25 protein-coding genes and 1 riboswitch are annotated in these 25,606 nt (G+C 72.8%); of the genes, 10 read left to right on the top strand and 15 right to left on the bottom strand.

From position 1 onward, the window contains the following. The first annotated feature begins 23 nt into the window (after positions 1 to 23). From ASD16_RS15630 to ASD16_RS15655, 6 genes are all read left to right on the top strand, one after another. A complete protein-coding gene (locus ASD16_RS15630) occupies positions 24 to 377 on the top strand; it encodes a YciI family protein (protein ID WP_055919445.1) in 354 nt (117 codons plus the stop codon). Further along, on the top strand, positions 374 to 724 hold the full coding sequence (locus tag ASD16_RS15635; protein WP_055919448.1) for a YciI family protein: 351 nt from the start codon (positions 374 to 376) through the stop codon (positions 722 to 724). Before ASD16_RS15630 ends, ASD16_RS15635 begins: the two co-directional genes overlap by 4 nt. Positions 725 to 802: 78 nt before the next feature. After that, the gene (locus ASD16_RS15640) at positions 803 to 1,201 is read left to right on the top strand and encodes a YciI family protein (RefSeq protein ID WP_055919451.1); all 399 of its coding nucleotides are present in this window, start codon (positions 803 to 805) and stop codon (positions 1,199 to 1,201) included. After that, the gene (locus ASD16_RS15645; protein WP_055919454.1) at positions 1,198 to 1,425 is read left to right on the top strand and encodes a hypothetical protein; all 228 of its coding nucleotides are present in this window, start codon (positions 1,198 to 1,200) and stop codon (positions 1,423 to 1,425) included. The genes ASD16_RS15640 and ASD16_RS15645 overlap by 4 nt, the downstream gene beginning before the upstream one ends. Further along, positions 1,422 to 2,939: an RNA polymerase sigma factor gene (locus ASD16_RS22280; protein WP_235523343.1), complete on the top strand. Its 1,518-nt coding sequence runs from the start codon at positions 1,422 to 1,424 to the stop codon at positions 2,937 to 2,939. Before ASD16_RS15645 ends, ASD16_RS22280 begins: the two co-directional genes overlap by 4 nt. A 174-nt stretch (positions 2,940 to 3,113) precedes the next feature. Further along, positions 3,114 to 4,049: a hypothetical protein gene (locus tag ASD16_RS15655; RefSeq protein WP_157453966.1), complete on the top strand. Its 936-nt coding sequence runs from the start codon at positions 3,114 to 3,116 to the stop codon at positions 4,047 to 4,049. A 158-nt stretch (positions 4,050 to 4,207) separates the two neighbouring features. Here the strand turns inward: ASD16_RS15655 and ASD16_RS15660 are convergent, their stop codons facing one another. Both ASD16_RS15660 and ASD16_RS15665 read right to left on the bottom strand, forming a co-directional pair. Beyond that, on the bottom strand, positions 4,208 to 5,455 hold the full coding sequence (locus tag ASD16_RS15660) for an Nramp family divalent metal transporter (protein ID WP_055919460.1): 1,248 nt from the start codon (positions 5,453 to 5,455) through the stop codon (positions 4,208 to 4,210). A 264-nt stretch (positions 5,456 to 5,719) separates the two neighbouring features. Beyond that, entirely contained in the window at positions 5,720 to 6,481 is a 762-nt protein-coding gene (locus tag ASD16_RS15665) for a hypothetical protein (RefSeq protein WP_369817988.1), read from the bottom strand. Between ASD16_RS15665 and ASD16_RS15670 the strand changes: the two genes are divergently transcribed. After that, complete coding sequence (locus tag ASD16_RS15670) at positions 6,480 to 7,583, top strand: GNAT family N-acetyltransferase (protein WP_055919462.1); 1,104 nt, start codon at positions 6,480 to 6,482, stop codon at positions 7,581 to 7,583. The genes ASD16_RS15665 and ASD16_RS15670 overlap by 2 nt on opposite strands. Here the strand turns inward: ASD16_RS15670 and ASD16_RS15675 are convergent. The 4 genes from ASD16_RS15675 to ASD16_RS15690 are packed head-to-tail and all read right to left on the bottom strand — an operon-like array spanning position 7,570 to position 12,164. Further along, positions 7,570 to 8,367: a hypothetical protein gene (locus ASD16_RS15675; protein WP_235523345.1), complete on the bottom strand. Its 798-nt coding sequence runs from the start codon at positions 8,365 to 8,367 to the stop codon at positions 7,570 to 7,572. The genes ASD16_RS15670 and ASD16_RS15675 overlap by 14 nt on opposite strands. 43 nt (positions 8,368 to 8,410) lie before the next feature. Continuing rightward, entirely contained in the window at positions 8,411 to 9,400 is a 990-nt protein-coding gene (locus ASD16_RS15680) for an ABC transporter ATP-binding protein (protein ID WP_055919465.1), read from the bottom strand. Beyond that, on the bottom strand, positions 9,394 to 11,139 hold the full coding sequence (locus ASD16_RS15685; protein ID WP_055919468.1) for an iron ABC transporter permease: 1,746 nt from the start codon (positions 11,137 to 11,139) through the stop codon (positions 9,394 to 9,396). Before ASD16_RS15685 ends, ASD16_RS15680 begins: the two co-directional genes overlap by 7 nt. A 2-nt stretch (positions 11,140 to 11,141) precedes the next feature. Beyond that, on the bottom strand, positions 11,142 to 12,164 hold the full coding sequence (locus ASD16_RS15690; protein WP_055919471.1) for a thiamine ABC transporter substrate binding subunit: 1,023 nt from the start codon (positions 12,162 to 12,164) through the stop codon (positions 11,142 to 11,144). A gap of 56 nt (positions 12,165 to 12,220) precedes the next feature. Then, positions 12,221 to 12,338: riboswitch (TPP riboswitch) on the bottom strand. An 87-nt stretch (positions 12,339 to 12,425) separates the two neighbouring features. Between ASD16_RS15690 and ASD16_RS15695 the strand changes: the two genes are divergently transcribed. Continuing rightward, a complete protein-coding gene (locus tag ASD16_RS15695; RefSeq protein ID WP_055919474.1) occupies positions 12,426 to 12,713 on the top strand; it encodes a DUF4235 domain-containing protein in 288 nt (95 codons plus the stop codon). Between the two features lie 9 nt (positions 12,714 to 12,722). Here ASD16_RS15695 and ASD16_RS15700 read toward each other — a convergent pair whose 3' ends face one another. The 7 genes from ASD16_RS15700 to ASD16_RS15730 are packed head-to-tail and all read right to left on the bottom strand — an operon-like array spanning position 12,723 to position 20,694. Next, on the bottom strand, positions 12,723 to 14,171 hold the full coding sequence (locus ASD16_RS15700; protein ID WP_055919476.1) for an NAD(P)/FAD-dependent oxidoreductase: 1,449 nt from the start codon (positions 14,169 to 14,171) through the stop codon (positions 12,723 to 12,725). 18 nt (positions 14,172 to 14,189) lie between these two features. Further along, a complete protein-coding gene (mnhG, locus tag ASD16_RS15705; protein WP_055919479.1) occupies positions 14,190 to 14,591 on the bottom strand; it encodes a monovalent cation/H(+) antiporter subunit G in 402 nt (133 codons plus the stop codon). Beyond that, positions 14,588 to 15,001 (bottom strand): monovalent cation/H+ antiporter complex subunit F, encoded by a 414-nt coding sequence (locus tag ASD16_RS15710; protein WP_055919483.1) that lies wholly within the window; start codon positions 14,999 to 15,001, stop codon positions 14,588 to 14,590. The genes mnhG and ASD16_RS15710 overlap by 4 nt, the downstream gene beginning before the upstream one ends. Then, positions 14,998 to 15,552: a Na+/H+ antiporter subunit E gene (locus ASD16_RS15715; RefSeq protein WP_055919486.1), complete on the bottom strand. Its 555-nt coding sequence runs from the start codon at positions 15,550 to 15,552 to the stop codon at positions 14,998 to 15,000. Before ASD16_RS15715 ends, ASD16_RS15710 begins: the two co-directional genes overlap by 4 nt. After that, the gene (locus ASD16_RS15720) at positions 15,549 to 17,105 is read right to left on the bottom strand and encodes a Na+/H+ antiporter subunit D (RefSeq protein WP_055919489.1); all 1,557 of its coding nucleotides are present in this window, start codon (positions 17,103 to 17,105) and stop codon (positions 15,549 to 15,551) included. Before ASD16_RS15720 ends, ASD16_RS15715 begins: the two co-directional genes overlap by 4 nt. Then, positions 17,102 to 17,587, bottom strand: a complete 486-nt coding sequence (locus ASD16_RS15725) for a Na(+)/H(+) antiporter subunit C (protein ID WP_055920605.1) — start codon at positions 17,585 to 17,587, stop codon at positions 17,102 to 17,104. Before ASD16_RS15725 ends, ASD16_RS15720 begins: the two co-directional genes overlap by 4 nt. A 5-nt stretch (positions 17,588 to 17,592) precedes the next feature. Next, on the bottom strand, positions 17,593 to 20,694 hold the full coding sequence (locus ASD16_RS15730; RefSeq protein ID WP_055919492.1) for a Na+/H+ antiporter subunit A: 3,102 nt from the start codon (positions 20,692 to 20,694) through the stop codon (positions 17,593 to 17,595). 337 nt (positions 20,695 to 21,031) lie between these two features. Between ASD16_RS15730 and ASD16_RS15735 the strand changes: the two genes are divergently transcribed. Beyond that, positions 21,032 to 23,110, top strand: a complete 2,079-nt coding sequence (locus tag ASD16_RS15735; RefSeq protein WP_055919495.1) for a (Fe-S)-binding protein — start codon at positions 21,032 to 21,034, stop codon at positions 23,108 to 23,110. Beyond that, the gene (locus ASD16_RS15740; RefSeq protein WP_055919498.1) at positions 23,107 to 23,550 is read left to right on the top strand and encodes a nitroreductase/quinone reductase family protein; all 444 of its coding nucleotides are present in this window, start codon (positions 23,107 to 23,109) and stop codon (positions 23,548 to 23,550) included. The genes ASD16_RS15735 and ASD16_RS15740 overlap by 4 nt, the downstream gene beginning before the upstream one ends. Before the next feature lie 9 nt (positions 23,551 to 23,559). Here ASD16_RS15740 and ASD16_RS15745 read toward each other — a convergent pair whose 3' ends face one another. After that, positions 23,560 to 24,984, bottom strand: coding sequence for a hypothetical protein (locus ASD16_RS15745; protein ID WP_055919501.1), 1,425 nt, complete (start codon positions 24,982 to 24,984; stop codon positions 23,560 to 23,562). Continuing rightward, entirely contained in the window at positions 24,981 to 25,532 is a 552-nt protein-coding gene (locus ASD16_RS15750) for an RNA polymerase sigma factor (RefSeq protein WP_235523347.1), read from the bottom strand. Before ASD16_RS15750 ends, ASD16_RS15745 begins: the two co-directional genes overlap by 4 nt. Positions 25,533 to 25,606 lie beyond the last annotated feature (74 nt).

Raw genomic sequence — 25,606 nt, forward strand, 5'->3', positions numbered from 1 at the left:
GGACCGACGAAGGAGATGACGACATGACCGACCGATGGATGGTCCTGCTGTGGGGCGACGAGGGGTTCTGGGAGAACGCGTCGCCCGAGACCCAGGAGCGCGTGATGGGCGAGCACCAGGCGTACTCGGACGCCTGCACCGAGCGCGGCTACACGATCCTCGGCGGTGAGGAGCTGGGCTTCTCGAAGAACGCGCTCACCGTGCGTCCCGACGGCATCGTCACCGAGGGCCCGTTCGTCGAGCTGGCCGAGCACCTCGGCGGCTACTACGTCATCGAGACCGACGACGCGCAGGGCCTCGCGGAGCTCACCGGGAAGCTGCTGCTCACCGACGGCGGCGGCGCCGAGCTGCGACCCGTCGTGGTGCACGACGCATGAGCCCGAAGACGTTCGTCCTCCTCATGTACGCCACGGAGGGCGACTGGGACAACGCCGACGAGGCGACGAAGGCCGAGTACTACCGGCAGCACGGCGACTACGACGACCGGGCCGCCGACTTCGGCGTGACGTTCCTGGCCAGCGAGGCGCTCCAGTCGGTGACCACGGCCGTCACCCTGCGGCGGACCGGCGACGACGCCGAGATCACCGAGGGCCCGTTCGCCGAGACCGTCGAACAGCTCGGCGGTTTCTACCTCGTCACCGCACCCGACCGGGAGGCCGTCCTGAAGCACGCGATGCTGCTCCCGGAGTACACGATCGAGGTCCGCGAGATCGCCCAGATGTGATCTGTCGATCCTGGTGCGTCCCGCCCGTCATCGGGGCAGCGGGACGCACCAGACGTCCTCCGACCAGCAGGAGCTGACATGGCCGAGTTCACCGTCATCCTCTACCGCGACGACGCCCGCGCCGCCGCGCTCACCGCCGAGGAGTCCGCGCGCGCGTGGGCCGCCCACAGCGGGTTCCACCAGCACTGCGCCGACCAGGGGTGGGAGATCGTCGCCACCAGGGCCCTCGGCGCGGCCACCCGGGCGCGGTCGCTGCGGTCCGACGGGCGCGCGGGAGTCGTCGTCACCGACGGCCCCTACGCCGAGACCGCGGAGCAGGTGGCTGGGTTCTACCTGGTCGCCCGCACCTCGCTGGACGCGCTGACCGAGGCGGTGTCCGCGCTCGTCCTGAACGGCGAGACCGCCGAGATCCGGCCCACCGAACGGTTCGAGGACGGCGTCCCGGTGAACGGCGCCGACGCGCTGACCGCGTCGTGAGGTTCGTCGTCCTCGCGTTCGGGCCCGCGGTGCTGCCCGCCGGCATCACACTGGGTTCCGTGGACACGGCGACCTCGGTGCAGGACCGCGCACTGCGTGACGGGACGTTCGACGGGCACGCGTCGGCGCTGACCGGCCTCCAGGTGATCGACGCCCCCGACCTCGACGTCGTCCTGGAGCAGCTGCCCGCGGTCGGCACGTTCGAGGTGCGGCCCGTCGCGTGACCGCTTCCGACGACGCCCTCGCCGACGCCTGGCAGACCCACTGGTCTCGCCTGATCGGCCTGCTCATCGGCCAGTTCGCCCGCCCCGACCTGGCCGAGGACGCCGTCTCCGACGCCTTCGAGGCCGCCGCACGGCACTGGCCCGACGACGGCGTCCCGACGAACACCGGCGCGTGGCTGCTCACAGCCGCGCGCCGGCGCGTGCTCGACCGGCTCCGCTCGGAGGCGGTCCAACGGAAGAAGGAACCCTTGATGGTGGTCGACGACGAGATGCGTGCCGCGGCCGCGGCCGTCGTCGACCCCGGCGCCCACGTGGCCGACGAGCAGCTCCGGCTGATCTTTGCCTGCTGCCACCCCGCCATCGCCCCCGACGACCGCGTCGCCCTGACCCTGCGGTTCGTCGTCGGCCTCACCACCACCGAGATCGGTCGGCTCCTGCTCGTCCAGGAGGCGACCATGGCCGCCCGGCTGACCCGCGCCAAGAAGCGCCTCGCGTCCTCCGGCATCCCCTTCGCGACCCCCGCGCCCGAGCGCCTCGACGAGCGCCTCGACGTCGTCGCGACCGTCGTGTACCTCGCCTTCACCTCCGGCTACCACCCCGGCGTCGGCGACGTCCCCTTGCGCGTCGACCTCGGCGACGAGGCCATCCGGCTCCTGCGCGTCCTCGACTCCCTCCTGCCCGACCGCGCCGTCGTCCGCTCCCTGCTCGCCCTCCTGCTCCTGCAGCACTCCCGCCGCGACACCCGCCTCGACCCGTCCGGCGCGCTCGTCCTGCTCCCCGACCAGGACCGCACCCGCTGGCACCGCGACGAGATCACCGAAGGCGTGGATCTCCTCGAGTCCCTGTCGCCGCGCACACCCTCCAGCGACCCACCGCCCCTCGTCGAGACGCAGCCTCCTGCCCCGTCGACACCCCCCGCCACCCCGACCTCCGGCCCGTCGACACCACCCGCCACCCCGACCTCCGGCCCGTCGGCACCACCCGCGACCCCGGCCTCCGGCCCGTCGACGCCCCCCGCCACCGCGCGTCCTTTCCCGTCGCGACCGAGTGCTCCCCCAGATCCACGTCCGTCGGTGGCTCGCGACGCTCCTGCCCCGGCCGGGCACCAGTCGCGGCTCGCGACGGAGTACCGGCTGCAGGCCCTGATCGCCGCCGAGCACGCCACCGCCCCGACCGCCGCCGACACCCGCTGGTCCGTCATCGCCGACCTGTACGCCCAGCTCGAAGCGCTCACGGGCTCGCCGGTCGTCCGGCTGGCCCGAGCGGTCGCCGTGGCCGAGGCGTTCGGCCCCGACGCAGGTCTGCAGCTGCTGGACGGCCTCGACGACGCCCTCCCCCGCCATCACCGCGTCCCCGCCGTCCGCGCCGAGCTCCTCCGCCGCGCCGGCAACCCGACCGCCGCCGCCGCGGCATACCGAGCAGCCCTGTCCCTGGTCACCAACCCCACCGAACGCACCCACCTGGAGACCCGCCTGTCAGACCTGGACACCCCCACCCCTGCCCCGCCGGAGTAGCCAGCTCGTCGCCGAGGTCGTGGGTTCGACCCGAGCGCGTGGGTGTGCACCAACGATCTGGCACCGAACGAACGATCTCGCCGATCCGCCCACGGCCATCGGTGCAGATGGGGGTGTCCACAGCTCGGCTGCGTGGCGTCGGTGAACGCCTAGCCGGACGGCGACGATCGGGTGATGCCTCGACGACCCGGATCCATCGCCCCCACACCTCCGGACCGGCCGGTGGTGCACCTCGCCCGGGACACTCCCCGGCACGCGGTCGCAGCCCGCCTCGCCGCCGAGGAGTGGCGACGCGTGGGTCGTGGCGTCTACGTCCCGGTCGACGGGCCGCCCGACAAGCGCGCCGACGCCCTGGCGCGGATCGTCGGCCTCCACGCGCGCCTCGCCAGCGCGACCTGTTTCGGCCACACGTCCGCCGCACTTCTGCACGGACTGCCACTGTGGGAGGCGGCCGCAGTGACACACGTCTTCCAGCGCTCCTCGGCCAGCGGGGACCGTTCGTCGGAGATCGTCAGGCACACCCCGTTCCCACTTCCCGAGGACGTGGTCGTCCTCGACGGCATCCCCGCGACGACACTCGGGCGGACGGCGTGGGACTGCGCGAGGTACCTCCGGGCGCTGGGTGGGCTGGTGATCGTCGACGCGGCGCTGCGTGCCGGGGTGCAGAGGGCCGACCTGGAGGCACGCGCCGCAGCCGCCGCCCGTGGACGCGGGTCGGCCCGCGGCATGGCGGTCCTCCGTCTCGCCGACGGCGGCGCGGAGTCGGCATGGGAGTCCGCCTGCCGATTCACGCTGCTGCGCGCGGGACTTCCGGTGCCGCAGACACAGATTCCCGTGGCCACGCGACTCGGCACGTTCTGGGCCGACCTCGGCTGGGAGGAGTGGAAGGTCCTGCTCGAGTACGACGGTCGGACCAAGTACGTGGGGCGGTCCACGGAGGAGTTCATGCGCGAGAAGAGACGCCACGACGCCGTCGTCGAGGAGGGCTGGCGGATGCTGCGGGTCACGCGCGACGACGTCCGAGACTCCGCCTTGCTCGTTCGCCGCGTCGCCGCACTGCTCCCGCCCGCCGTCGCGGCGTCGCTCCGCCCACGACGCGACCTCGGCTGACCACCACGCCACCACGCCCCCCGCCCCAATGCCGAAATCGTGGCTTCGACCCGAGATCGTGGGTGCGGACTCCCGATCTCGCGCCAAACGCACGATCTCGCCTACGCGCGGATGTGGGCGCGTGGGGGATTCCAGGGGTGGGCGGAGCAGGGGACCTGTCAGCTCAGGAGTAGGAGGGTCAGGAGGGTGAGGTTGAGGGCGACCACCAACGTCACCACCAGGAGCAGGGTGGCGTGGAGCCAGGGGCCGTTGCGGTGGGCGCCCATGAGGGTGCGGTTGCGGGTCAGTGCGACCAGGGGGATGACCGCGAACGGGATGCCGAAGCTCAGCACCACCTGCGAGAGGACCAGGGTCCAGGTGGCGTCGGCGCCGACGGCCAGCAGGATGATCGCCGGGATCAGGGTGACGACGCGGCGGACCAGCAGGGGGATCCGGCGGTGGATCAGGCCCTCCATGATCGTCGCGCCGGCGTAGGCGCCGACGGAGGTGGACGCCAGGCCCGAGGCGAGCAGTCCGACGGCGAACGCGATCGCGATGCCGATGCCGAGCGCGTCGGCGATGGCGTCGTACGCGCCGGGGATCGAGTCGGTGCCGGGGACGCCACGCAGGCCCGACGCGGCGAGCAGGAGGAGGCCGATGTTCACCGCGCCGGCGATGGCCAGCGCGATGCCGACGTCCCAGCGGGTCGACCGCAGGACATCGCGGAGGGTCGAGCCGGTGGTGCGGCCGTGGCGGTCGCGGGCGAGGGCCGAGTGGACGTAGATGGCGTGCGGCATCACGGTGGCGCCCAGCATCGAGGCGGCGAGCAGGACGGAGTCGGTGCCGTCGAACCTCGGGACCAGCCCGGACAGCACACCGCGGGCGTCGGGTGGCGAGACGAACAGGCCCGCCAGGAACCCGACGCTGATGACGGCGAGCAGCCCGATGATGACGTGCTCGAACCGCCGCTGCCCGTACCGGTTCTGGGTGGCCAGCAGGAGCAGGGACACGACGCCGACGATCAGCCCGCCGAGCGGCAGGGGGACGCCGAACAGCAGCTGGAGGGCGATGGCGCCGCCGACGACCTCGGCGATGTCGGTGGCCGCCGCGACCACCTCGGCCTGCATCCAGAACGCCAGCCGCGGGGTGCGACGCATCCGCTGCCCGAGCACCCCCGGCAAGGAGTCGCCGGTGACCAGGCCGAGCTTCGCCGACTGGTACTGGACGAGCACGGCCATGGCGTTCGCCGCGACGAGCACCCAGAGCAGCAGGTAGCCGTACCGCGCGCCGGCGGTCAGGTTGGCGGCGACGTTGCCCGGGTCGACGTAGGCGATGGCCGCGACGAACGCTGGACCGAGCAGCAGCGGGGCGCGACGCGGGCGGGGCGGAGCGACCTGGACGGCATCGTCCGTCGCGCTGCTGGTCATGGGCCACCTCAGGAAGTTCGGACGTCCGAACTCATGCTAGCGGACATACGGAACACTCGCGGCCCGGCGGGGTGCGACCACGAGCGGTCGACCGGAGGCGCCGGTGTGCCGGACGGCGATGCGCGGCGAGCGGCGAAGCTGGCGGTCCACGTGACGCGTCGAAGTGGACGCCGTGTGTGCGGCAAGCCGCTGCGAGGGCGAGGTCGGTCTGAGGCGTGGTGTGTGCCGGCGGCGTCGCGCGGGTGCGGGGCAACGCCGCGCTGGTCAGGCCGCCGTCGGGACCTCGCGCTCCCAGCCGTCGGACGTCGACCGGAACCCGACGCGCTCCAGGTACGCGCGCGACTCGGGGGCGGGTGCCCCACCGACCACCAGGCGGCGGAACCCGTGCGCGGCGAACACGCCGCTGTCCCGGTACACGAACTCGCCGGGCGTGAAGTCCCGGTACCGCGGCGTGACGTAGTCGAGGTCCACGCGGCCGACCCCGTCACCGGCGGACCGGACCACGACGGCGCCGACCAGCTCGTCGCCGCGCACGACGACGAACGCGGCGGACGGAGCAGGGTCGGCGGCGACGAACGCGGGGTGGAACCGGGCGATGTCGGGGGCGTGGGTGTCGAGCAGGTGGCGCAGGACGGAGTCGTCGGCGGGGACCTCGAGCACGCCGTAGACCTGTGCGTCGTGCCGCTCCCGGTGCAGCCGGAACAGCCAGTAGACGTCGATGACGGCGATGACCCCGTTCATCACGGCGAACGGCCAGATGCCGACGATCGTGTTGTAGACCGTGGCGATCACGGCCCCGGCCAGGTTCAGCCATCGGAAGCGCAGCACGCGCGCCTGCGTGAGCGAGACGATGACCAGCAGCGAGCCGGCCCAGCCGACGATCTCCAACCACACCATCTCGTGAGAGTAGCGACGGCGCAGGGACGAGCCGTCGTCGGAGGTGAGCGCATCCCCGGAGAGGCCCGCGACGCGCGTCGGCAAAAAGGGCTCGCCACCGCGGAGCGACAGGCGGATCGTGGACGACATGACGACGTGGTCGATCCGCGAGGTGCCCGTGACGGACACGCCCGAGGGGGCGTGGCTCCTGCACGGGTACACGGCCGCGATGAACGACGTGCTGCTCGACTCGTGGGGCAACCGCGACTTCGAGCGCACGGCCACGGAGATCCTGGGGTCGATGCACGACCAGCGCTACATCAGCAAGCCTCGCCTGGTCGCTGTGGCCGACGACGAGCACGACTCCCCCGACCCGGACCGTGTGCTCGGCTACGCGATGGTGAACCTCCCGCTGCAGGACAACACGCACACGGCGCAGGTCGAGATCGGTGTCCGACCCGCGACGCGGCGACAGGGCGTCGGCTCCTCCCTCTATGACGCCGTCCTCACGCGGGTTCGCGAGGCGGGCAGGACCACCGTCACGGCGTCCAGCGACCAGCGGGCCGAACCACCCGAGGGACCGGGCACGCTCGCCGCGACGACCGGCGTCGGTCGGGTCACGGCCGACGACGACGGTCCGCGGTTCCTGGCACAGCGAGGCTTCGCGCTGGAGCAGGTCGAGCGCTACTCGGTGTTCGACCTGCCCTTCGACGCGGACCTCGTCGCCAAGCACCGCGCCGAGGCCGAGGCGCACGCCGGACCCGACTACCGCCTCGTGACCTGGCTCAGCCACGCGCCCGACGAGTGGGTGGACGAGTACGCCGTGCTGAACACGCGCATGAGCACGGACGCACCACTCGGTGGTCTCGACCTCGAGGAGGACGTCTGGGACGCCGAGCGGGTCCGGGTCACGGAGCAGCAGTACCAGGAGCGGGAGCTCGAGCTGCTCGTGCTGGCCGCCGAGCACATCCCCACGCACACGCTCGCGGCGTTCACGTGCTTCATGGCGGTCCCCAACAGCGACGAGTTCGTGCACCAGGACGACACGCTGGTCATCAAGGAGCACCGCGGCAAGCGCCTCGGGATGCTGGTCAAGACGGCGAACCTGCAGCGCCTCGCGGCGGAGCGGCCCACCATCCGGCGCGTCGGGACGTGGAACGCCGAGGAGAACTCCTGGATGCTCTCCATCAACGTGGCGCTGGGTTTCCGCCCGGCCGGCGGTTCCGGGGAGTGGCAGCTCAGGCTGAGCTGACGCGGGACGACCCGCGCGGCACAGCCATCTCCCACCAGCGCGACCAGCGCTCGCGGATCTGCTCGAACGTCTCGTCGTCGAGCCCGTACGTGGACAGGATCGCGTCGACCGTGCCGTGCGGCGGCGTGTGCGCGGCGGGGGTCTCCAGGAGGACCAGGAACATCTCGGAGATCCCGTGCAGCCGCAGGCCGAGCTGCAGCGGTGTCTCGTAGACGAGCGTGCCGCCGAGCAGGGTCCCGTCGGGCCGGCGCGCCTGCACGTGACCGCCGACGGGCACGCCGCGGATGCCGACGAGCCCGGCGCGGTCGAGCAGCCGGTCGGTGCGGTCGCCGGACGGCAGCCCGAACGTCGCCAGGGTCCGCCGCTCCTGGTCGGGGTGGACGGTCAGCGCGAACTGCAGCTGGTGGGCGTTCGCGATCCAGCCCTCGTCCCTCTCGTCGCGCACGCCGTCGAACGTGGCCATGCCCTCGTGGCTGCGGCGGGTGACGGTCAGGTGCGTGCGGTGGGGCTCGTGCGCGGCTGACCGCAGGGTGAGCCGGTCGTGGTGCGGCCAGCTCAGCGTGTGGATGGTCGCGTCGCCGACGACGTCCTGCGTCTCGACGGCCGTGTCGACGAACGTGCGGACCTCGGCGTCCAGACCGTCGTGGTCCCACCCGTACCAGCGGCGCACCAGCGCCGGATCTCGCAGGGAGGCCCAGACCTTCGACAGCGGTACGGCGATGTCGACCGACACGACCTCACGGAGCTCCAGCGTCATCGCCATCACCTCGGTGCTCGTCCACACGACCTGATCCTCCGACCGTAGCCCGGTCGGCCGCCGACCGCGATCAGGCGTCGAGGACCGCGAGCGCGTCCGGCTCCACACCGAGCTCCACGATGTCGCCCACGGTCCACCGCCCACCGACGGGTCCGAGCGCGGTGACCACGCCGATCCCGTCGACGTCGACACGGACCTCGGACCGTCCTCGTCGCGACGAGACCCCGCGCACGGTGCCCTTGGCGACGCCGGTGCGCCCGACGACGAACGCGCCTTCCGCGAGCGCGAGGGTCGCGCCGGACGGCGACACGTCGAGGGCGTCGCGCAGGGGCGCCGCGGCGGGGCTGTCGAGCGGAACGAAGGCTTCGTAGCCGAGGAACGACGCGACCTCACGGGTGGCCGGCCGGACCCAGAGGTCCGCGGGCGCGTCGACCTGGAGGAGCCGGCCGGCGGCCATGACGGCGACGCGGTCGGCGACGGCGAAGGCCTCGTCCTGGTCGTGGGTGACGAACACGGCGGTGGTGCCGGTGGTGACGAGCGCAGCGCGCAGGTCGACGGCGAGCCGTTCGCGCAGGGCGCGGTCGAGGGCGGACAGGGGCTCGTCGAGAAGCAGGAGCCGGGGTGCGGGGGCGAGCGCGCGGGCCAGGGCGACCCGCTGACGCTCGCCGCCGGACAGGGTCGCGATGCCGCGGTCCTCGTAGCCGGACAGGCCGACGAGCTCGAGCAGCTCCGCGACGCGAGCGGCCGAGCGGGCCGGCAGACCGTAGGCGACGTTCCCCCCGACGGTCCGGTGCGCGAAGAGCTGCCCGTCCTGGAACATCAGCCCGAACCCGCGCCGGTGCACGGGGACGCCGGCGAGCGAGGCACCGTCCCAGGACACGGTCCCCTCCGCCAGCGGCTCCAGCCCGGCGACCGCGCGCAGCAGCGACGACTTCCCGCAGCCGGAGGGGCCGAGCAGGGCGACGACCGAACCGGGTGCCACGTCGAGCGAGACACCGTCGACCGCGGGCACCGCGCCGTACCTGACGACGACGTCCTGGAGGGACAGACCGTTCACCACTCACCTCCGGCGCCGGGGGCGCGCAGTCGTTCGCAGGCGGCGACGATCCCCGCGGTGAGCACCGCGAGGACGACCGACGCGGCCAGCGCCATGCCGTAGGACTCCGGTCCGGGCCGGCCGATGAGCCGGAAGATCACCACGGGCAGGGTCGGCCGGTCGGGGCGGGCCAGGAACGACGTGGCGCCGAACTCCCCCAGCGACGCGGCGAACGCGAACCCGACCGCGAGGCCCAGCGACCGGCCGGCGATCGACAGGTCCACGGTCCGCAGCACGCGACCGGGCGTGGCACCCAGCGTGGCGGCCGCCTCGCGCAGGCGCGGGTCGATCGCGCGCAGCACCGGCAGCACCACTCGCACGACGAGCGGCACGGCGACGACCGCCTGGGCGATCGGCACCAGCAGCGGGCTGGTCCGCAGGTCGACGGGCAGCCCGAACGGGTGGTGCATGGACAGCAGGAACCCGAAGCCGACGGTCACCGCGGAGACGCCGAGCGGCAGCATGAACAACGCGTCGAGCCCGGCGACCGCGCGGCGACCGACCGCACGGCGGGGCCGTCGGGACACCACGAGCGCGACGAGCCCGCCGACGACCAGCGCGATCATCGTGGCGTCGAGCGCGACCCGCAGGGAGTTCACCGTGGCCTGCCAGACCGTCACCGAGAGCGACCCGCCGGTGGTGCCCCAGCCACCGAGAGCCGTGTAGTGGTCGAGCCCCCAGCCGTCGCCGGTCCGCAGCGACCGCACGACCAGGTTGACCAGGGGCAGGGCCAGCAGGAGGACGACGAGCGCGGTCACGGCGGTGGCGACGAGGGTGAGCGCGTGCCCGTCGCCGGGCGGCATGCCGGCGGGCCGACGCAGCCGGAGCGGTCGGACGGAGGCGGACGGCAGGGTGAGCCCGAGCGCCTGCTCGCGGCGCGACCGTGCGCGGCCGGCGACGATCAGCGTCCCGGCGACGACGACGAGCTGCACGACGGACAGCACGGCGGCGGCGCGCAGGTCGAGGAACTGGGTCGTCTGGATCCAGATCTCGGTCTCGATCGTGCCGAACTGCAGACCGCCGAGCACCAGCACGGTCCCGAAGGCGGTCGCGCAGAACAGGAAGGCGAGCGACGCGGCCGACGCGATCGCGGGCGTCAGCTGGGGCAGGGTCACCGTGCGGAACGCCGTCCACGGCGACGCGCCGAGGGCCCGCGCGGCCTGCTCGGCGCGTGAGTCGAGCCGCTCCCAGAGCCCGCCGACCGCCCGCACGACGACCGCGTAGTTGAAGAACACGAGCGCGGCGACGATGGCGGCGAAGGTGCCGTCGAGGTGCAGGAACCCGAGCGGCCCGCCGCTGACGAGCAACGACCGGAACGCGACGCCGACCACGACGGTCGGCAGCACGAACGGCACGGTGACGAACGCGCGGACCAGGGTGCGCCCGCGGAACGTGTGCCGGTACAGCACGTACGCGCCGGGCACCCCGAGCAGCACGCTCAGCACGGTCCCGAGGGTCGCCTGGGCGATCGTCAGCCCGACGATCCGCCACGTCCGCGGCCGCGAGAACACGTCGGCGAACCCGCTGAGGTCCAGCTGTCCGTCGACGACGAACCCCTTCGCGATCATCACCGCGACGGGCCACGCGAAGAAGACGCCCAAGAAGATCAGCGGCAGAGCGACGGCTGCGGACCAGAACACGACGACACGTCCCCGACCCGACGCTGCAGCAACGTCGGGCCGGGTGAGCGTCGAGAGGGACATGGTCAGCCGATCACCGTCTCCGACCAGAGGGCCAGCCACGCCTCACGGTTCTGGGAGATGTCCTCGGGCGCGACCTCGAACGGGTCGGTCGCCAGGGGCGCGAACGCGGTCCACTCCTCGGGCAGCGTGGCCGTGGGGCTCACGGGGTACATGTACATGGAGACCGGGATGTCGTCCTGGACCTCGTCGGACAGCAGGAAGTCGAGCAGCTGCTGCGCGCCGTCGGGGTTGGCTGCACCCTCCAGCACCCCGGCGTACTCCGTCTGCCGGAAGCACGTGTCGAGCAGGGCGCCGGTCGTCGGCTCCGTGCCGCCCTCGGGCACCGTGGACGGGGGCGACGACGCGTAGGACAGGACGATCGGGCGGGGACCGCCGCCACCGCCGCCGGAGAAGTCCGTGAAGTACGCGTCGGACCAGCCGTCGGCCACCTTCAGCCCGTTCGCCTTCAGCGCGGTCCAGTAGTCCACCCAGCCGTCCTCGCCGAACGCGCCGACGGTCGCCAGCAGGAACGACAGGCCCGGCGACGACGTCACGGCGTTGGGCACGACGAGCAGGTCCTTGTACTCCGGCTCGGTCAGGTCCTCGAGGGTGACCGGCTCCGCGACGCCCTGGGCGGTGAACCAGGCGTGGTCGACGTTGATGCAGACGTCGCCGTAGTCGACCGGCACGAGGGCGCCCTCGAACGCGTCCGGGGCCTCGGTCGGTGCGACGACACCCTCGTCGACCGCCCGTGAGGCGAACGAGTTGTCGATGCCGAACACCAGGTCCCCGAGCGGGGCGTCCTTGGTGAGCACGAGCTGGTTCACCAGCGCGCCGCCGTCGCCGGGCTGCACGAGCTCCACCGTGAGACCGGACTCCTCCTCGAACGCGTCGAGGATCCCGTCGGACAGCACGAACGAGTCGTGCGTGACGAGCGTGACGGTGCCGGTCGACGCGCTGGGGGCGGCGTCGTCGGTGCCGATGGCCGAGCAGCCCGCCAGGGCAAGGACGCCGGCGACTGCGAGAAGCGAGTGGATCCTCGCCATGGGTGTTGCTCCTCCTTGGTCGGAAAGGAGGGGGTCATCGCGGGCAGCACCCGCGAGGACTGAGAAGCCCGACTCCCTACGCCGGTATCAACCGGATCAGGTTCGAGGGTCTGCGGTGGTCCGCACTCTCAGCGTCCAGACCCCTGCGGGTCCGACGCTCCCCTGTCGTTCGCGGTGATCCTACGCCGCCGCTGAGCAGCGCACGCGCGCGCACCGGGCTACGGTCGTCGCAGACCACGTCACCCACACCCGGAGGCTCCCGTGACCGACAAGCAGACCCAGTCCATCGTCGCCAAGCTCATCGGCGCGGCCGCCGCGTTCGGCGCCGCCCTCGTGGTCCAGAAGGTGCTCGGGCTGGCGTGGAAGGCGAAGACCGGGCACAAGCCGCCGGCCGCCGACGACCAGGGCGACGCCGGCCTGGCCGAGGTCGTCGCCGCCGCAGCCATCACCGGGGCGCTCGTCGCGATGTCCCGGGTGCTGGCCACCCGCGGCACCGCGCGGTTCACGGCGAAGGTCGACGACGGCCCGGACCTCAACCCGCTGGACTGACGCGACGGACTACGGCGCCAGGCTCGGCGGCGCCATGATCCCGAACTCGCGCAGCACCCGCTTCGCGGCGTACCAGCCGCCGAGCCCGTGCACGCCGGGTCCCGGCGGGGTCGACGCCGAGCACAGGTAGACCCCGGCACGACCGGAGAAGTACGGGTCGAGCCGTCGGGTCGGCCGCGCGAAGAGCTGGCCGATGCTGGCGCGGCCCGCGGAGATGTCGCCGTCGACGTAGTTCTCGTTGTGGTCGCTCAGGTGGGCCGCGGGGATGCACCGGGACGTGACGACGACGTCCCGGAACCCGGGGGCGTACCTCTCGATGTGCCGGGTGACGGCCTCGGTCACGTCGACATCGGAGCCGGCCGGCACGTGCGCGTAGGTCCACAGGGGGCGCCGGCCGTGCGCCTCACGCGTCGCGTCCACGACCGTCGGGTCGCTGACCAGCGTCATCGGCAGGTCCGCGTGCTCGCCGCGCGCGACCGCGTTCTCCGCGCGGGCCATCTCGGCGCGTGTGCCGCCGACGTGGACCGTGCCGGCCCGCCCGACGTCACGCACGGTCCACGGCACCGGACCGTCGAGCACGAAGTCGACCTTGGCCGCCGCGTCGCCGTACTCGAACGCGGCCAGCGCGTCCCGCGCCCGCGGGGGGATGCGGTGGCCGAGCACGTTGACGAGCGTGCGGGGGGTGGTGTCGAAGACGTAGCAGTGCGCGATCGGCAGGTCGGCCTCGCGGCGTACCCGGTGGTCGGTGCGGAGGATTCCGCCGTGCGCCTCCAGGTCCGCGACCAGTGCTGCAGTGATCGCCCCGGAGCCACCGCGCGGGATGGGCCAGCCACCCGCGGCGTGCGCGAGGGTGCCCAGCAGGAGCGCCGTGCCCGCGGCCGCGATCGACGGGAGCCGCGAGATCGCGTGCGCCGCGACACCGGTGAGCAGGGCGGGGGCGACGTCGCCGACGAACCGGCGGTCCCACGCGCGCGTGCCCTGCTCCAGGATGCCGAGCCCGAACCGCAGCGCGGCGCGGGGGTCGACCACGGGCACCGACCGCTTGTCGGACAGCGCCACCCGGACCGCGGCGGCCGCGTCGCCGCCGACCAGGGACCGCCAGACCGCACCGTCGACGCCGAGCTCCTCGACCGTGCGCTCCAGGTCCCGGTACGCCACCCCGGCCCGCGCGTCGGCGAGCGGGTGCGCGTACGACACCTCGGGCACCAGGAGCTCGACCCCGCGGGACCGCAGGTCGAAGCTCGCGAAGAACGGGGAGGCCCAGGCCATCGGGTGCACAGCGGAGCAGACGTCGTGCGTGACACCCTCGGCGAGGCCCAGGTCGAGGGTCCGCGCGCCGCCTCCGACGGTCGGCTGCGACTCCAGGACGGTCACGCGCAGGCCTGCGCGCGCGAGGGTGACGGCGGCGGCGAGCCCGTTGGGGCCCGAGCCGACCACCACCACGTCCGGTCGCGTCATCGCGCTGTCCTCCTGCCCTCAGTCTCGGGGGTCGTCGTCGTCCGGGCGACCCTGGTCCCGCACCTGCGCACGTTCCTGGTCGTCGGTCAGCTCGTCGACCACCAGGAGGTCGCTGCGGACCTTGCCCGTCCGGTAGCCGGCGCGGCCGACCATATGCGCCGCCACGGGTGCGGTGAGCATCTGGAACACCGCCACGAGCACCAGCGCCCACACCGCGCCGCCCGACCGCAGCCGCAGCGCGAGGCCGATCAGCACGAGCGCGAGACCGAGCACCTGCGGCTTGGTGCCCGCGTGCATGCGCGCCAGCAGGTCGGGGAAGCGCAGCACGCCGACCCCGGCCGCGAACGCGAGGAACGCCCCGCCGAGCAGGCACACCGCCGAGGCGACGTCGGCGACGGTCGTCCACTGGTCCTGCGTCATCCCCGGACCTCCCCCTCGGCGCCGCCGCCGTGGTGCTCGTCGTACCCCTCGCGTCGACCCGTCCGGCGGGAGCCCTCGGCCTCGTCCTCGGCGTCCATCCGCTCGGCCTCCTGGGCGGCGATCTCCTCGCGCGTCCGCACGCGACCCTCGCCCTCCGGTTCCACGGCGGCGAACCGCGCGATGGTCACCGACCCGACGAAGCCGACCAGCGACAGCACCACGAGGACCGGGACGACGTCGGTGCGGCGCTCGATCGCGGCGTACAGCGCGACGGCGGCGATCATCGTCGTCACCACGATGTCGAGCGCGATGGTCCGGTCGAGCATCGACGGACCCTTCTCCGCCCGGACGACGGCCAGCACCGCCCCGACGGTGAGCAGCACCCCGCACACCCACACGACGGCGGTCATGTGCGCACCCCCACCAGCCCGGCCGCGACCAGCTCCTCGTCCGACGCGAACGCCCGCAGCACCCGCTCCTCCTGGTCCAGCACCGACTGCCGTGCCGCCTCGATCCCGCCGCTCTGGCGCACGTCGAGCACGTGCAGGTAGAGCATCCCGGTCAGGCGGTGCGCCTCCACGACGAGCGAGCCGGGGACCAGCGAGCACAGCTCGGCGGTCAGCGTGAGGTACAGGTCGGAGTGGCTGCGCAGCTGCACGCCGATGACCGCGCCGCGCGGCACGTACCGCGGACGGATCGCGATGAGGCTGACCTCGAACGACGCCTTCACCAGGTCGACGGCGAACCGCGCGGACAGCCGCAGGAAACCCAGCGGCCGGAACCGTCCGTGGAAGTCGATGGGCGCCATGCGCAGGCCGGTGGTCACGGCGAGCGCGATCAGCAGGCCGGCCAGCACGTTGCCCACCGACAGGTCGCCCCACAGGAAGACCCACACGACGGTCAGCCAGACGATCGTCGCCCACTGGGTGCGCCACCGGTGCCGGCGCGGGTGCAGGCTCATGGCTGTCCCTCTGGCTGTTCCTCGGCCACGTCGGCCGACACGCCCTGCCCGCGCTCGCCGTCGGGCAGCACGGCGTCGACGTAGGGGGTGCGCTCGGTCAGCGACACGGCGGCGCGCTCGGTGTAGGCGTACAGCGGGCCTGCCGCGACGGTGAGCATCAGGCCGACGACGATGAGCGCCGCGGTCGGGGCGACCATGCCGAAGGGCAGCCGCACCGGCGGCCGGGGCTCCTCGGGCGTCTGCCAGAAGGCCTTGTTCCACGCCTTGACCAGGGCGTAGAGCGTGAGCAGGGACGTCACGACGCTGCCGACGACGAGCACGTACGCCAGCGGGGTGCCCAGCTGCACACCGGCCTCGATGAGCCCGATCTTGCCCAGGAACCCGGACAGCGGCGGGATCCCGCCCAGGTTCATGGCGGGGATGAAGAACAGGATCGCGAGGACCGGCGTCAGCTTGGCCAGGCCGCCCAGCTTGGTCAGGGACGTCGACCCACCGGCGCGTTCGACGAGTCCCACCACCAGGAACAGCGCGGTCTGCACGGTGATGTGGTGGGCGACGTAGTAGATCGCGGCGGTGTACCCCAGGTCGGTCGCCAGCGCGATGCCGAACACCATGAAGCCGATGTGGCTGACCAGCGTGAACGAGAGGAGTCGCTTGATGTCGTCCTGCGCGACGGCGCCGAGGATCCCGATGACCATCGTCGCCAGCGCCGCCCACATCAGGGCGTCGTCGAGCCGGCCGTCCGGGAACAGCAGCGTCTGCGTGCGGATGATCGCGTACACGCCGACCTTGGTCAGCAGGCCCGCGAACACCGCCGTGACGGGTGCAGGAGCGGTCGGGTAGGAGTCCGGGAGCCACGCGGACAGCGGGAACACGGCCGCCTTGATGGCGAACGCGAGCAGCAGCAGCACCTGCAGGACCAGCCGCACGCCGGGATCGATCTCCGGCAGCCGCAGGGCCAGCTGCGCCAGGTTCACCGTGCCCGTGGCCGCGTAGATCATCGCGATCGCCACGAGGAACAGCACCGAGGACAGCAGCGCGACGACGATGTAGATGGTCCCCGCACGGATGCGCTCGCCGGTCCCGCCGAGCGTGATGAGCACGTAGCTGGCGGCCAGCAGGATCTCGAAGCCGACGTAGAGGTTGAACAGGTCCCCGGACAGGAACGCGTTGGCGACGCCCGCCGTCAGCACCAGGTACGTCGGGTGGTAGATGGAGACCGGCGCGGACTCCTCGTCGTCCTCGTTGCCCTGCGCGAGGGAGTACAGGAGCACGCAGAGGGTGACCGCGCTGGAGATGGTGAGCATGAGCGCCGAGAGCCGGTCCGCCACCAGGTCGATGCCGACGGGAGCCGCCCAGCCGCCGACGTCCACGACGAGCGGGCCGTCGTCGGCGAGCACGAGCAGGGCCACGCTGGCGACGAGCACCAGCGCGAGCGCCACCACCGTGACGAACCGCTGCACGTTCGGCCGCCGGTAGAGCGCGAGCGCGAGGCCCGCGGCGGACAGCGGGATGACCACGGGGAGCGGGACGAGCCAGGTGTAGTCGGTCACGGGCGCACCTCGCGCACCGTCCCGGGCGCGCCCTGGTCGGTCTCGTCGCGCGCTTCCGCCGCTTCCTCGTCCAGCGTCCCGGCGGCGACCTCCGTGTCCAGGTCGGCGAAGGCGCGCTCGTCGACGGCCGCGAGGTGCGCGATGCGGCGGTCCTCGACGTCGTCCTGCACCTCGTCGTGCCGGTGCAGCTGCCACGAGCGGTAGGCCAGGGCCAGCAGGAACGCGGTCATGCCGAGCGTGATGACGATGGCGGTCAGGACCATCGCCTGCGGGAGCGGGTCGCTCATCTGCCTTTCCGGCTCGTCGCCGACGATCGGGGGCCGACCGGCCGCGCCGCCCGCCACCAGGAACAGCAGGTTCGCGCCGTTGCCGATGAGGATGACGCCGATGAGCACGCGCGACAGGCTGCGCTCGAGCAGCAGGTAGACGCCCGCGGCGAACAGCACGCCGATGGTGACGACGAGGACGATGTTCGGGCTCATGTCGATCACGGCACGCTCCCGTCCCAGCCGGCCGGCTTGGCGGTGGCACCGACCTGCGCGGGCACGTCGCCCTCGGCGTCGCCGCCGACCGCGTCGCCCCCGACCGGGTCCTCGCCCGTCTCGGCGCGACGGTCGATCTCCGCCCCGAGGCTGCGCAGGATGTCGAGCACCAGGCCGACGACCACCAGGTAGACGCCGAGGTCGAAGAAGAGCGACGTCACCAGGTGGAGGTCGCCGATGACCGGCAGGTGGATGTCGATGATCCAGGACTGCAGGACCTCGCCCCCGGCCAGCAGCGCGAGCAGGCCGACCCCGGCGGACAGGAACAGCCCGAGACCGAGCAGCAGACCCGGCTGCACGGGGGCCGCCTCGCCCAGCTCGTACCGACCGCCCGCGAGGTACCGGACGATCAGCGCGATGCCCGTCACCAGGCCCGCCGCGAAACCGCCGCCGGGAGCGTTGTGGCCGCTGAACAGCAGGTAGACCGAGTACACGATCATCGTGTGGAAGAGCAGCCGGACGACGACCTCGAAGATCACCGACCGCCGCTGCGGGGCCAGGGTCCGTCCCGCGTGCAGCCACTCGCGGCCGCGCGCGGCGCTCGACGGCACCGCGGACTCGTCACGGTCGGCCACCATCCCGCCGGCGTCCACCGGGGCGTCGTCGCCGCCCGGACGCCGCAGCGCCGCCATGGGGTCCGGTACGCCGCCCCAGACGGCCCGCTCGGTGCGGGCCTCGTCGGCCCGGTAGATCGCCCCGGCCCGGCGCGAGAGGAAGACCAGTGACGCCACCCCCGTCGCCGCCACCAGCAGCACCGAGATCTCGCCCATCGTGTCCCATGCCCGGATGTCGACCAGGGTCACGTTGACGATGTTCTTGCCGCCCCCGAAGCTGTACGCCTCCTCGGCGAAGTCCTTCGAGACCGGCAGGTGCATCCGCGCACCGGGTGCCACCAGCGCGATCCCGGCGACCGTGAGGCCCACGGCGAGCCCCAGCGCGAGGCGCACCCAGCGGCTGGCCGCGAGCGGTCGGTCGGAGAAGTACGGGGGCAGCCGGCGCAGGACCAGCACGAAGACGACCAGGGTCACCGTCTCCACCAGCACCTGCGTCAGGGCAAGGTCGGGGGCGCCGTGCAGCAGGAACAGGCCGGCCACCGAGTAGCCGCCGATGCCCAGCAGGATGACGGCCTTGAGCCGGCGTCGCGCCCGGGTCACCAGCAGCGCCGACGCGATCACACCCGCCGCGAACACCAGCTGCGCGGGCGTGTCCCACCACCGGACCTGCGACGGGAAGACGGTGCTGGCCAGCGCCGTGCCGCCGACCGCCACGACGAACACGACGAGGATCAGTCCGAGGTAGAGCGGCAGCGAACCGCGCTGGGTGACCGCGGTGACGTCGGCCGCGACGTCGTCGAGCCGCCGCATGAACCGCCGGTACACCCGGTCCGCCTCGGGCCCGTGGTAGGCGGCGGTCTGCCAGCGCTCGACGCGGTCGCGGATCGCGAACAGCAGCGCGCCGGACAGCAGGATCGCGAGCGTCAGGACGAACGTCGGCGTGAACCCTGCCCACAGGACCAGGTGCCCGGGCTCGCCCTCGGGGTAGGTGTCCGCGTACGGCGCCAGCAGGTGCTCGCCCAGCTGCGGCAGGAGCGCGACGGCCAGGCCGAGGACCGCGAGGATCATCGCCGGCCACACCAGCAGCAGCGACGGGTGCGTGATGGGCGCGGGCTCGGCCTCGTCGTGCGCGGCCTCGTGGATCGAGGTGCCCGGCTCCGTCGACTCGCTCACGGCCTCCGGCACCACGGCGGGCTTGGTGGAGAACGCGCCCCACCACAGCCGCAGACCGTAGGCGACCGTCAGCACCGAGCCGACCGAGACCGCGACCAGCACGATCATCCCGGCCGTCGTGTCGTCCAGGTGTCCGAGCGCCTCGAGCCCCGCCTCCTTGGCGACGTACCCCGCGAACGGGGGCAGCCCGATCATCGACGCCGTCGCCAGGGCGCCCGCGAGCGCCGTCAGCTTGAGCTCGCGGCCGACCCCCGACAACCGCCGCAGGTCACGCGTGCCGGTGGCGGCATCGACCACGCCGACGACGAGGAACAGGGCCGCCTTGAACATCGCGTGGGCGCCGAGCATCGCCAGACCGGCGAGCGCGGTCGCCTTCGTGCCCAGACCCACCAGCAGCACGATGAGGCCCAGCTGGCTGACGGTGCCGAACGCGAGGATGAGCTTGAGGTCGTGCTGCCGCAGCGCCCGGTAGCCGCCGAGCAGCATGGTCCCGCAGCCGAGCACGACGACGATCCACACCCACGTGGGGTCCGTCGAGTACGCCGGGGCGAACCGGGCGACCAGGTAGACACCGGCCTTCACCATCGCGGCCGCGTGCAGGTACGCGCTCACCGGCGTCGGTGCCGCCATCGCCGCGGGCAGCCAGAAGTGGAACGGGATGAGCGCCGACTTGGTCACCGCCCCGGCCAGCAGGCAGACGATGGCGACCGTCACCGCGGTGGTGCCCTGCGGGGGGTTCGCGATGACCTCCGACAGCAGGTAGGTGCCCGCGGCCTCGCCCAGCAGCACCAGCCCGACGAGCATCGCCAGGCCGCCCGCGGTCGTGATGACGATGGCCTGCATGGCCGCGCGCCGGCTCGCCTTGCGCTCGGCGTAGTGGCCGATGAGCAGGTACGACGTGACCGTCGTGAGCTCCCAGAACGTGAACAGCAGCAGCAGGTCGTCGGCGGTGACCAGGCCGAGCATCGCGCCGCTGAACGCGACGAACACGCCACCGAAACGGCCCAGCCCCGACGCGCTCGTCTTGAAGTACGCCGCGCAGTAGATGAGCACCAGGGCGCCGACGCCGCCGACGATCAGCGTCATCAGCCAGGACAGCGTGTCCAGCCGGAACGTGAGATCCAGGCCGAGGACGGGGATCCACTCGACGTTCTCGACCGGGCCGTTCCCGGCCTGCACGCGCGACGTCCACGACAGCGCCCACACGGCGGCGGAGGCGGGGGCGAGCGCGAGGACCCAGAACGCCTTACGGCCCATCCAGCGGACCAGAGCGGGCGCGACGACGGCTGCAGCCAGGTGAACGGCGAGCAGCAGAAGCACGTCCGGCTCCGTCCTGTAGGGCGGGTGGTCGGTCGGTCGGGGTCGTCAGGTTCTCGAGGTCAGGCACAGGTGCGGGCACGCGTCAGGAGCGACAGAGAGCGCCCCCGCGATGCACTGAAGATTTGGTCAAGACTCTACCAACCGAATTCCCACACCTCCTCCCACGGGGCCGGGCGTCGGGCGTCGGGCATGTCACGCCCGCACCGGGAATGCGCGGAGCCGCCCGGGCTCGCCACGGCGTTCACCGCCGGCCCAGCTCGTCCGTCGTCACCCACGAGTTCGGCTGGGAGTGACGAGTTCGGCGGGTGCGGGCACCCCGCGCCGCTAGCGTGGCGGCGTGACTGTGCTGCAGGTGGTGTGTCTCGGGATCGTCGTCGTCGCGACCGTGGTCGGGGTCGCGATCTTTGCGCGGGGAGCGCGCGAGATCGTGCGGACCGTGCGGGTCGGACGTGCGGCCGGTGGGCGGTGGACGCCCGTGGGGCCGCGCCTGGCGACGCTGACCCGGGAGGTGCTCGGGCACGGGCGGTTCCAGCACCGGCCGGTGGTCAAGGTGGCGCACTGGGTGGTGATGGTCTCGTTCCCGATCCTGTTCCTCACCCTGGTCACCGGGTACGGGCAGGTGGTCGATCCGGCGTTCACGCTGCCGCTGATCGGGAGCTTCCCGCCGCTGGAATGGGTGATCGAGGCGATCGCCTGGCTGTCGCTGCTCGGCATCCTGGCGCTGATCACCCTGCGGATCCGGCTCGGTTCCCGGGCGAAGAGCTCGCGCTTCTTCGGGTCGAACCAGGGGCAGGCGTTCTTCGTCGAGGCGACCGTGCTCGCGGTCGTGCTGTGCGTGATCCTGCTGCGCGGGCTGGAGTACGCGCTCTACTCCGGGGACGCGTGGCACTTCCCGCTCACCGCCTGGTTCGGGGCGTCGTGGATCGGCGCGGCCCCGGCGACGCTGGAGAACGCGATCGTCGTGATCGCGACCGTGAAGATCGTCGTGTCGATGTCCTGGTTCGTCGTCGTCGGCCTGCAGCCCACGATGGGCGTCGCGTGGCACCGGTTCCTCGCGCTGGTCAACGTGTACGCCCGCCGCGACCCGCGCGGTGGCGTCGCACTCGGTCCCCTCCAGCCGATGACTCTGGGAGGACAGCCCGTCGACCTCGCCGCACTGGAGGACCTTCCCGACGACGCCCGTCTCGGGGTCGGTGCCATCGAGGACTTCACCTGGAAGGGCCTGCTCGACTTCTCCACGTGCACCGAGTGCGGCCGCTGCCAGGACCAGTGCCCGGCGTGGGCGACGGGCAAGCCGCTGTCACCGAAGCTCGTCACGCTGGCACTGCGGGACCACGCGGCGGCCACAGCGCCCTACCTGCAGGAGGGCTCGGCCGACCACTCCGGTCTCGACCTGCTCGGGACCGGCGTCATCGACCCCGACGCCCTGTGGGCGTGCACCAGCTGCGGCGCGTGCGTGCAGCAGTGCCCGGTGGACATCGAGCACGTGGACGCGATCGTCGACATGCGCCGCTACCAGGTGCTCATGGAGTCGGCGTTCCCCAAGGAGCTCGGCGGCACGTTCACCAAGCTGGAGCGGCAGGGCAACCCGTGGGGGCTGCCGGCGCGCAACCGCCTCAACTGGGCGAAGGGACTCGACTTCGAGGTGCCGGTGGTCGGTGTCGACGTCGAGTCGGCCGCCGAGGTCGACTACCTGTTCTGGGTCGGCTGCGCGGGCGCCTACGAGGACCGCGCGATCCGCACGACGAAGGCCGTCGCGGAGCTGCTGCACACCGCCGGCGTCAGCTTCGCGGTGCTGGGCGACGGGGAGTCCTGCACCGGTGACCCCGCGCGACGGGCCGGCAACGAGCTGCTGTTCCAGATGCTCGCGAGCGGCAACGTCGAGATGCTCAACGAGGTCGGCGCGCAGCGGATCGTCGTCACCTGCGCCCACTGCTTCAACACCATCTCCCGCGAGTACCCACAGCTGGGCGGCCGGTACGAGGTGGTCCACCACACCGAGCTGCTGAACACCCTGGTCGCGGACGGCCGGCTGACGCTCCTCGAGCCGACCGACGAGCGCACCGTGACCTACCACGACCCCTGCTACCTGGGCCGGCACAACCAGGTCTACTCCCCGCCGCGGGACCTGCTCGGCGCCATCCCCGGCGTCCAGGTCACGGAGATGCCCCGCAACCGCGAGCAGTCGTTCTGCTGCGGCGGCGGCGGTGCGCGCGTGTGGATGGAGGAGTCGATCGGCACCCGCATCGGTACCGCCCGTGCCGAGGAGGCCATCGCCACGGGCGCCGGCGTCATCGCGACCGCCTGCCCGTTCTGCACGGTCATGCTGTCCGACGGGGTCGCGGCGTCGCAGACTGTCGGGGTGCCCGAGGTCACCGACATCGCCCTGCTGCTGCTCGACCGGGTGCGCGAGTGACCGGGCCGCGCAGCACCGAGCAGCGTCGGCAGGACGCCCTCTACCGGCTCGGGCACGACGTCGACGCGTGGGTCGCGACCACCGACACCGACACCGGCACACCCCGTCTGACGCCGCTGTCGTTCCTGTGGCACGACGAGGCACTGCTCTTCTCGACGTCGGCCGGCAGCCCGACCGCGCGGAACCTGGCGACCAACCCCTCGGTGCAGGTCGGCATCGGCCTGACGCGGGACGTCGTGCTCGTCCAGGGGACGGTCGAGACGCTCCCGGCGATCTCCGAGGAGCTCGGCGACGCGTTCGCGGCCAAGGCCGGTTTCGACCCGCGCACCCTGTCCACCGCCTACCCGTACTTCCGGCTCATGCCCCGCACGATCCAGGTGTGGCGCGAGGAGGACGAGCTGGCCGGCCGCTGGGTCATGCGCGGTGGGGTCTGGCAGTAGCGACGGGCGTCAGTCCCCGTAGCTGGTCTGCGGCGCCGCGGCGTACCTCCGCGGGCCGACGCCCAGCCCCGAGTACGCGGCCGGCTCCCCCGCGACGATCGTGCGCGTCGTACCCCGGACCGGGTCGATCGCGACGATCGAGCTCGTCGCGAGAGCGCCCGCTGCCGCCGTCGGTCGGAGCGTGGCCAGCAGCTCGGACCCGCGGACGTCGAAGACCTCGAGCGCGGGGGACCCGCCTGTGCTCAGGGGCGTGACGCCGTCGTCGGTGATCTCCCACCACGAGGCGACGCTCTCGGTCGGTCCGAAGCTGCCGGCGACGAGCCGGTCACCCACGCGCCACACGCCTGCCAGCCGCTCCGGCACGGGGAGTCCGACGAGCCGTCGTGGGGTGCCCGAGTCGACGCGCACCAGCCAGAGCTCGTTGTCCGCACTGCTGAGGGCGAAGTCCGTCTCGCCGCCGGGCGTGCACTCCATGAGCACGTGCAGGGCGTCCGCCCACATCCACACCCGGCAGGCATTGAGCCGGCCGAGGTAGGGCTTGGGCAGGACGATCTGCTGGAGCCCGGCCGTCAGGAAGGCCCGCGGACCCGCGGCGTCGTTCACGACGACACGCATCCGGTCGGGACTCTGGATCCAGTGCGCCGTGCCGTACCAGGTGTCGAACGCGCCCGTCGTCGCGCGCACCGCACCATCGGCGCCGACCAGGCTCAGCTGCGCCGACGACGTGCTCCAGGAGGTTGCCAGGACGTCGGAGCTGCCGTCGCCGACGAACTGCGCGCTGACCTCGTAGGTCGGTCCGACCGTCATCCCGAACCCCAGGCCAGGACCCGCCTCCCCGGTGTTCAGGTCGACCACGTGCACGGACGCGTCCTCCGCGATGGCCACCACGAGTGGGCTCCGTGGGAGCCAGTCGACGACGGTCCAGCCCCCGAGGTGGGCGGTGGGCACCACGTACGGCTTCCCCTCGGGGCTCAGCAGGTACGTGGCGCCCGGGAGGATCGCCTTCTGCTCCTCGTCCAGAGCCTCGTAGCCGATCAGGGTCCACCCCTCGCCGGCCGCCTCCAGCATCCCCGGCGTCGCGGGCTCGGCACCCCGGAGCGCCGTGACCGTCGGCGTCGTCGGAGTGACGACAGGGGTCGGGGTGGGCGTCGGGGTCGGTGACGGTGTCGGTGTCGGCGTCGGTGCGGTGGTCGTGGGGGCCGGGACGGCGGGCGGTGGAGGCGTGCGGCTCCCGGAGAGGAGGACACCGACGGTGACCGCGCCCACGACGGCGACGGTGGTGAGCACAGCGGAGCCGGTGCGGACGGCCCGGCGACGGGTCACCCGCCGGGCGAGCGACGCGGTCTCGACGACCTGGTCGGGCACGGACGCGTCAGCCGCGCGGCGCTGCGACTCGGCGAAGCCGCGGAGGGCGGCCGTGATGTCGTCGGTCATCGTGCGCTCCTTCCCTGGTCGGTGACGCGGACCGACTCGAAGTCGTCCTGGTGATCGGGTGGCCCGACCTGCAGGGTGGTCCGCAGCTTGCCCGTCCCGTCGGAGAGGTAGCGCTTCACCGCTCCCTGCGACAGGTGCAGTGCCGCGGCGATCTCGGCGACCGGCAGGTCGTCGAAGTACCGCAGCACGACGCAGGCACGTTCCCGCGGGGTCAGGACCCGCAGCGCGGCACCGACGTCGGTCGCCGCGGCCGCCGCGTCCTCCGCCCCCGGCGCAGAGGACGCGCCGTCGAAGAGGTGCGCCTTGCCGCGCCAGGTCTGCCGCTTGCGCGTCTGGTCGAGGAACACCGTGCGGATGGCCTGGCGGACGTAGCCCTCGGCGGCGTGGACCTCGGTGACGGCGCGCGGCCGCGCGAACGTCCGCACGATCGCGTCGTGCACCAGGTCCTCGGCATCGCGGCGGTCCACGACGAACAGGCATGCGTACGCGACCAGTGCGGACCGCCGCTCCCGGACCATCTCGTCCAGGACACCTCTCCAGTGCGCCACCTGTCTCCTCCCCCGCGGACCCGCTGCTTGATGCCACAACGTGCTCGGGCGTCGAAACGTTGGGTCCCCGTCGC

Origin of the sequence: Cellulomonas sp. Root485, assembly GCF_001426705.1 — a bacterium.
Lineage (GTDB): Bacteria > Actinomycetota > Actinomycetes > Actinomycetales > Cellulomonadaceae > Cellulomonas.

What these genes read in the sequence shown, in the direction of transcription:
- ASD16_RS15630 (WP_055919445.1), top strand. Translation starts at nt 24, where the DNA reads ATGACCGACCGATGGATGGTCCTGCTGTGGGGCGACGAGGGGTTCTGG.
- ASD16_RS15635 (WP_055919448.1), top strand. Translation starts at nt 374, where the DNA reads ATGAGCCCGAAGACGTTCGTCCTCCTCATGTACGCCACGGAGGGCGAC.
- ASD16_RS15640 (WP_055919451.1), top strand. Translation starts at nt 803, where the DNA reads ATGGCCGAGTTCACCGTCATCCTCTACCGCGACGACGCCCGCGCCGCC.
- ASD16_RS15655 (WP_157453966.1), top strand. Translation starts at nt 3,114, where the DNA reads ATGCCTCGACGACCCGGATCCATCGCCCCCACACCTCCGGACCGGCCG.
- ASD16_RS15660 (WP_055919460.1), bottom strand. Translation starts at nt 5,455, where the DNA reads ATGACCAGCAGCGCGACGGACGATGCCGTCCAGGTCGCTCCGCCCCGC.
- ASD16_RS15670 (WP_055919462.1), top strand. Translation starts at nt 6,480, where the DNA reads ATGACGACGTGGTCGATCCGCGAGGTGCCCGTGACGGACACGCCCGAG.
- ASD16_RS15665 (WP_369817988.1), bottom strand. Translation starts at nt 6,481, where the DNA reads ATGTCGTCCACGATCCGCCTGTCGCTCCGCGGTGGCGAGCCCTTTTTG.
- ASD16_RS15685 (WP_055919468.1), bottom strand. Translation starts at nt 11,139, where the DNA reads ATGTCCCTCTCGACGCTCACCCGGCCCGACGTTGCTGCAGCGTCGGGT.
- ASD16_RS15690 (WP_055919471.1), bottom strand. Translation starts at nt 12,164, where the DNA reads ATGGCGAGGATCCACTCGCTTCTCGCAGTCGCCGGCGTCCTTGCCCTG.
- ASD16_RS15700 (WP_055919476.1), bottom strand. Translation starts at nt 14,171, where the DNA reads ATGACGCGACCGGACGTGGTGGTGGTCGGCTCGGGCCCCAACGGGCTC.
- mnhG (WP_055919479.1), bottom strand. Translation starts at nt 14,591, where the DNA reads ATGACGCAGGACCAGTGGACGACCGTCGCCGACGTCGCCTCGGCGGTG.
- ASD16_RS15710 (WP_055919483.1), bottom strand. Translation starts at nt 15,001, where the DNA reads ATGACCGCCGTCGTGTGGGTGTGCGGGGTGCTGCTCACCGTCGGGGCG.
- ASD16_RS15715 (WP_055919486.1), bottom strand. Translation starts at nt 15,552, where the DNA reads ATGAGCCTGCACCCGCGCCGGCACCGGTGGCGCACCCAGTGGGCGACG.
- ASD16_RS15725 (WP_055920605.1), bottom strand. Translation starts at nt 17,587, where the DNA reads ATGAGCCCGAACATCGTCCTCGTCGTCACCATCGGCGTGCTGTTCGCC.
- ASD16_RS15745 (WP_055919501.1), bottom strand. Translation starts at nt 24,984, where the DNA reads ATGACCGACGACATCACGGCCGCCCTCCGCGGCTTCGCCGAGTCGCAG.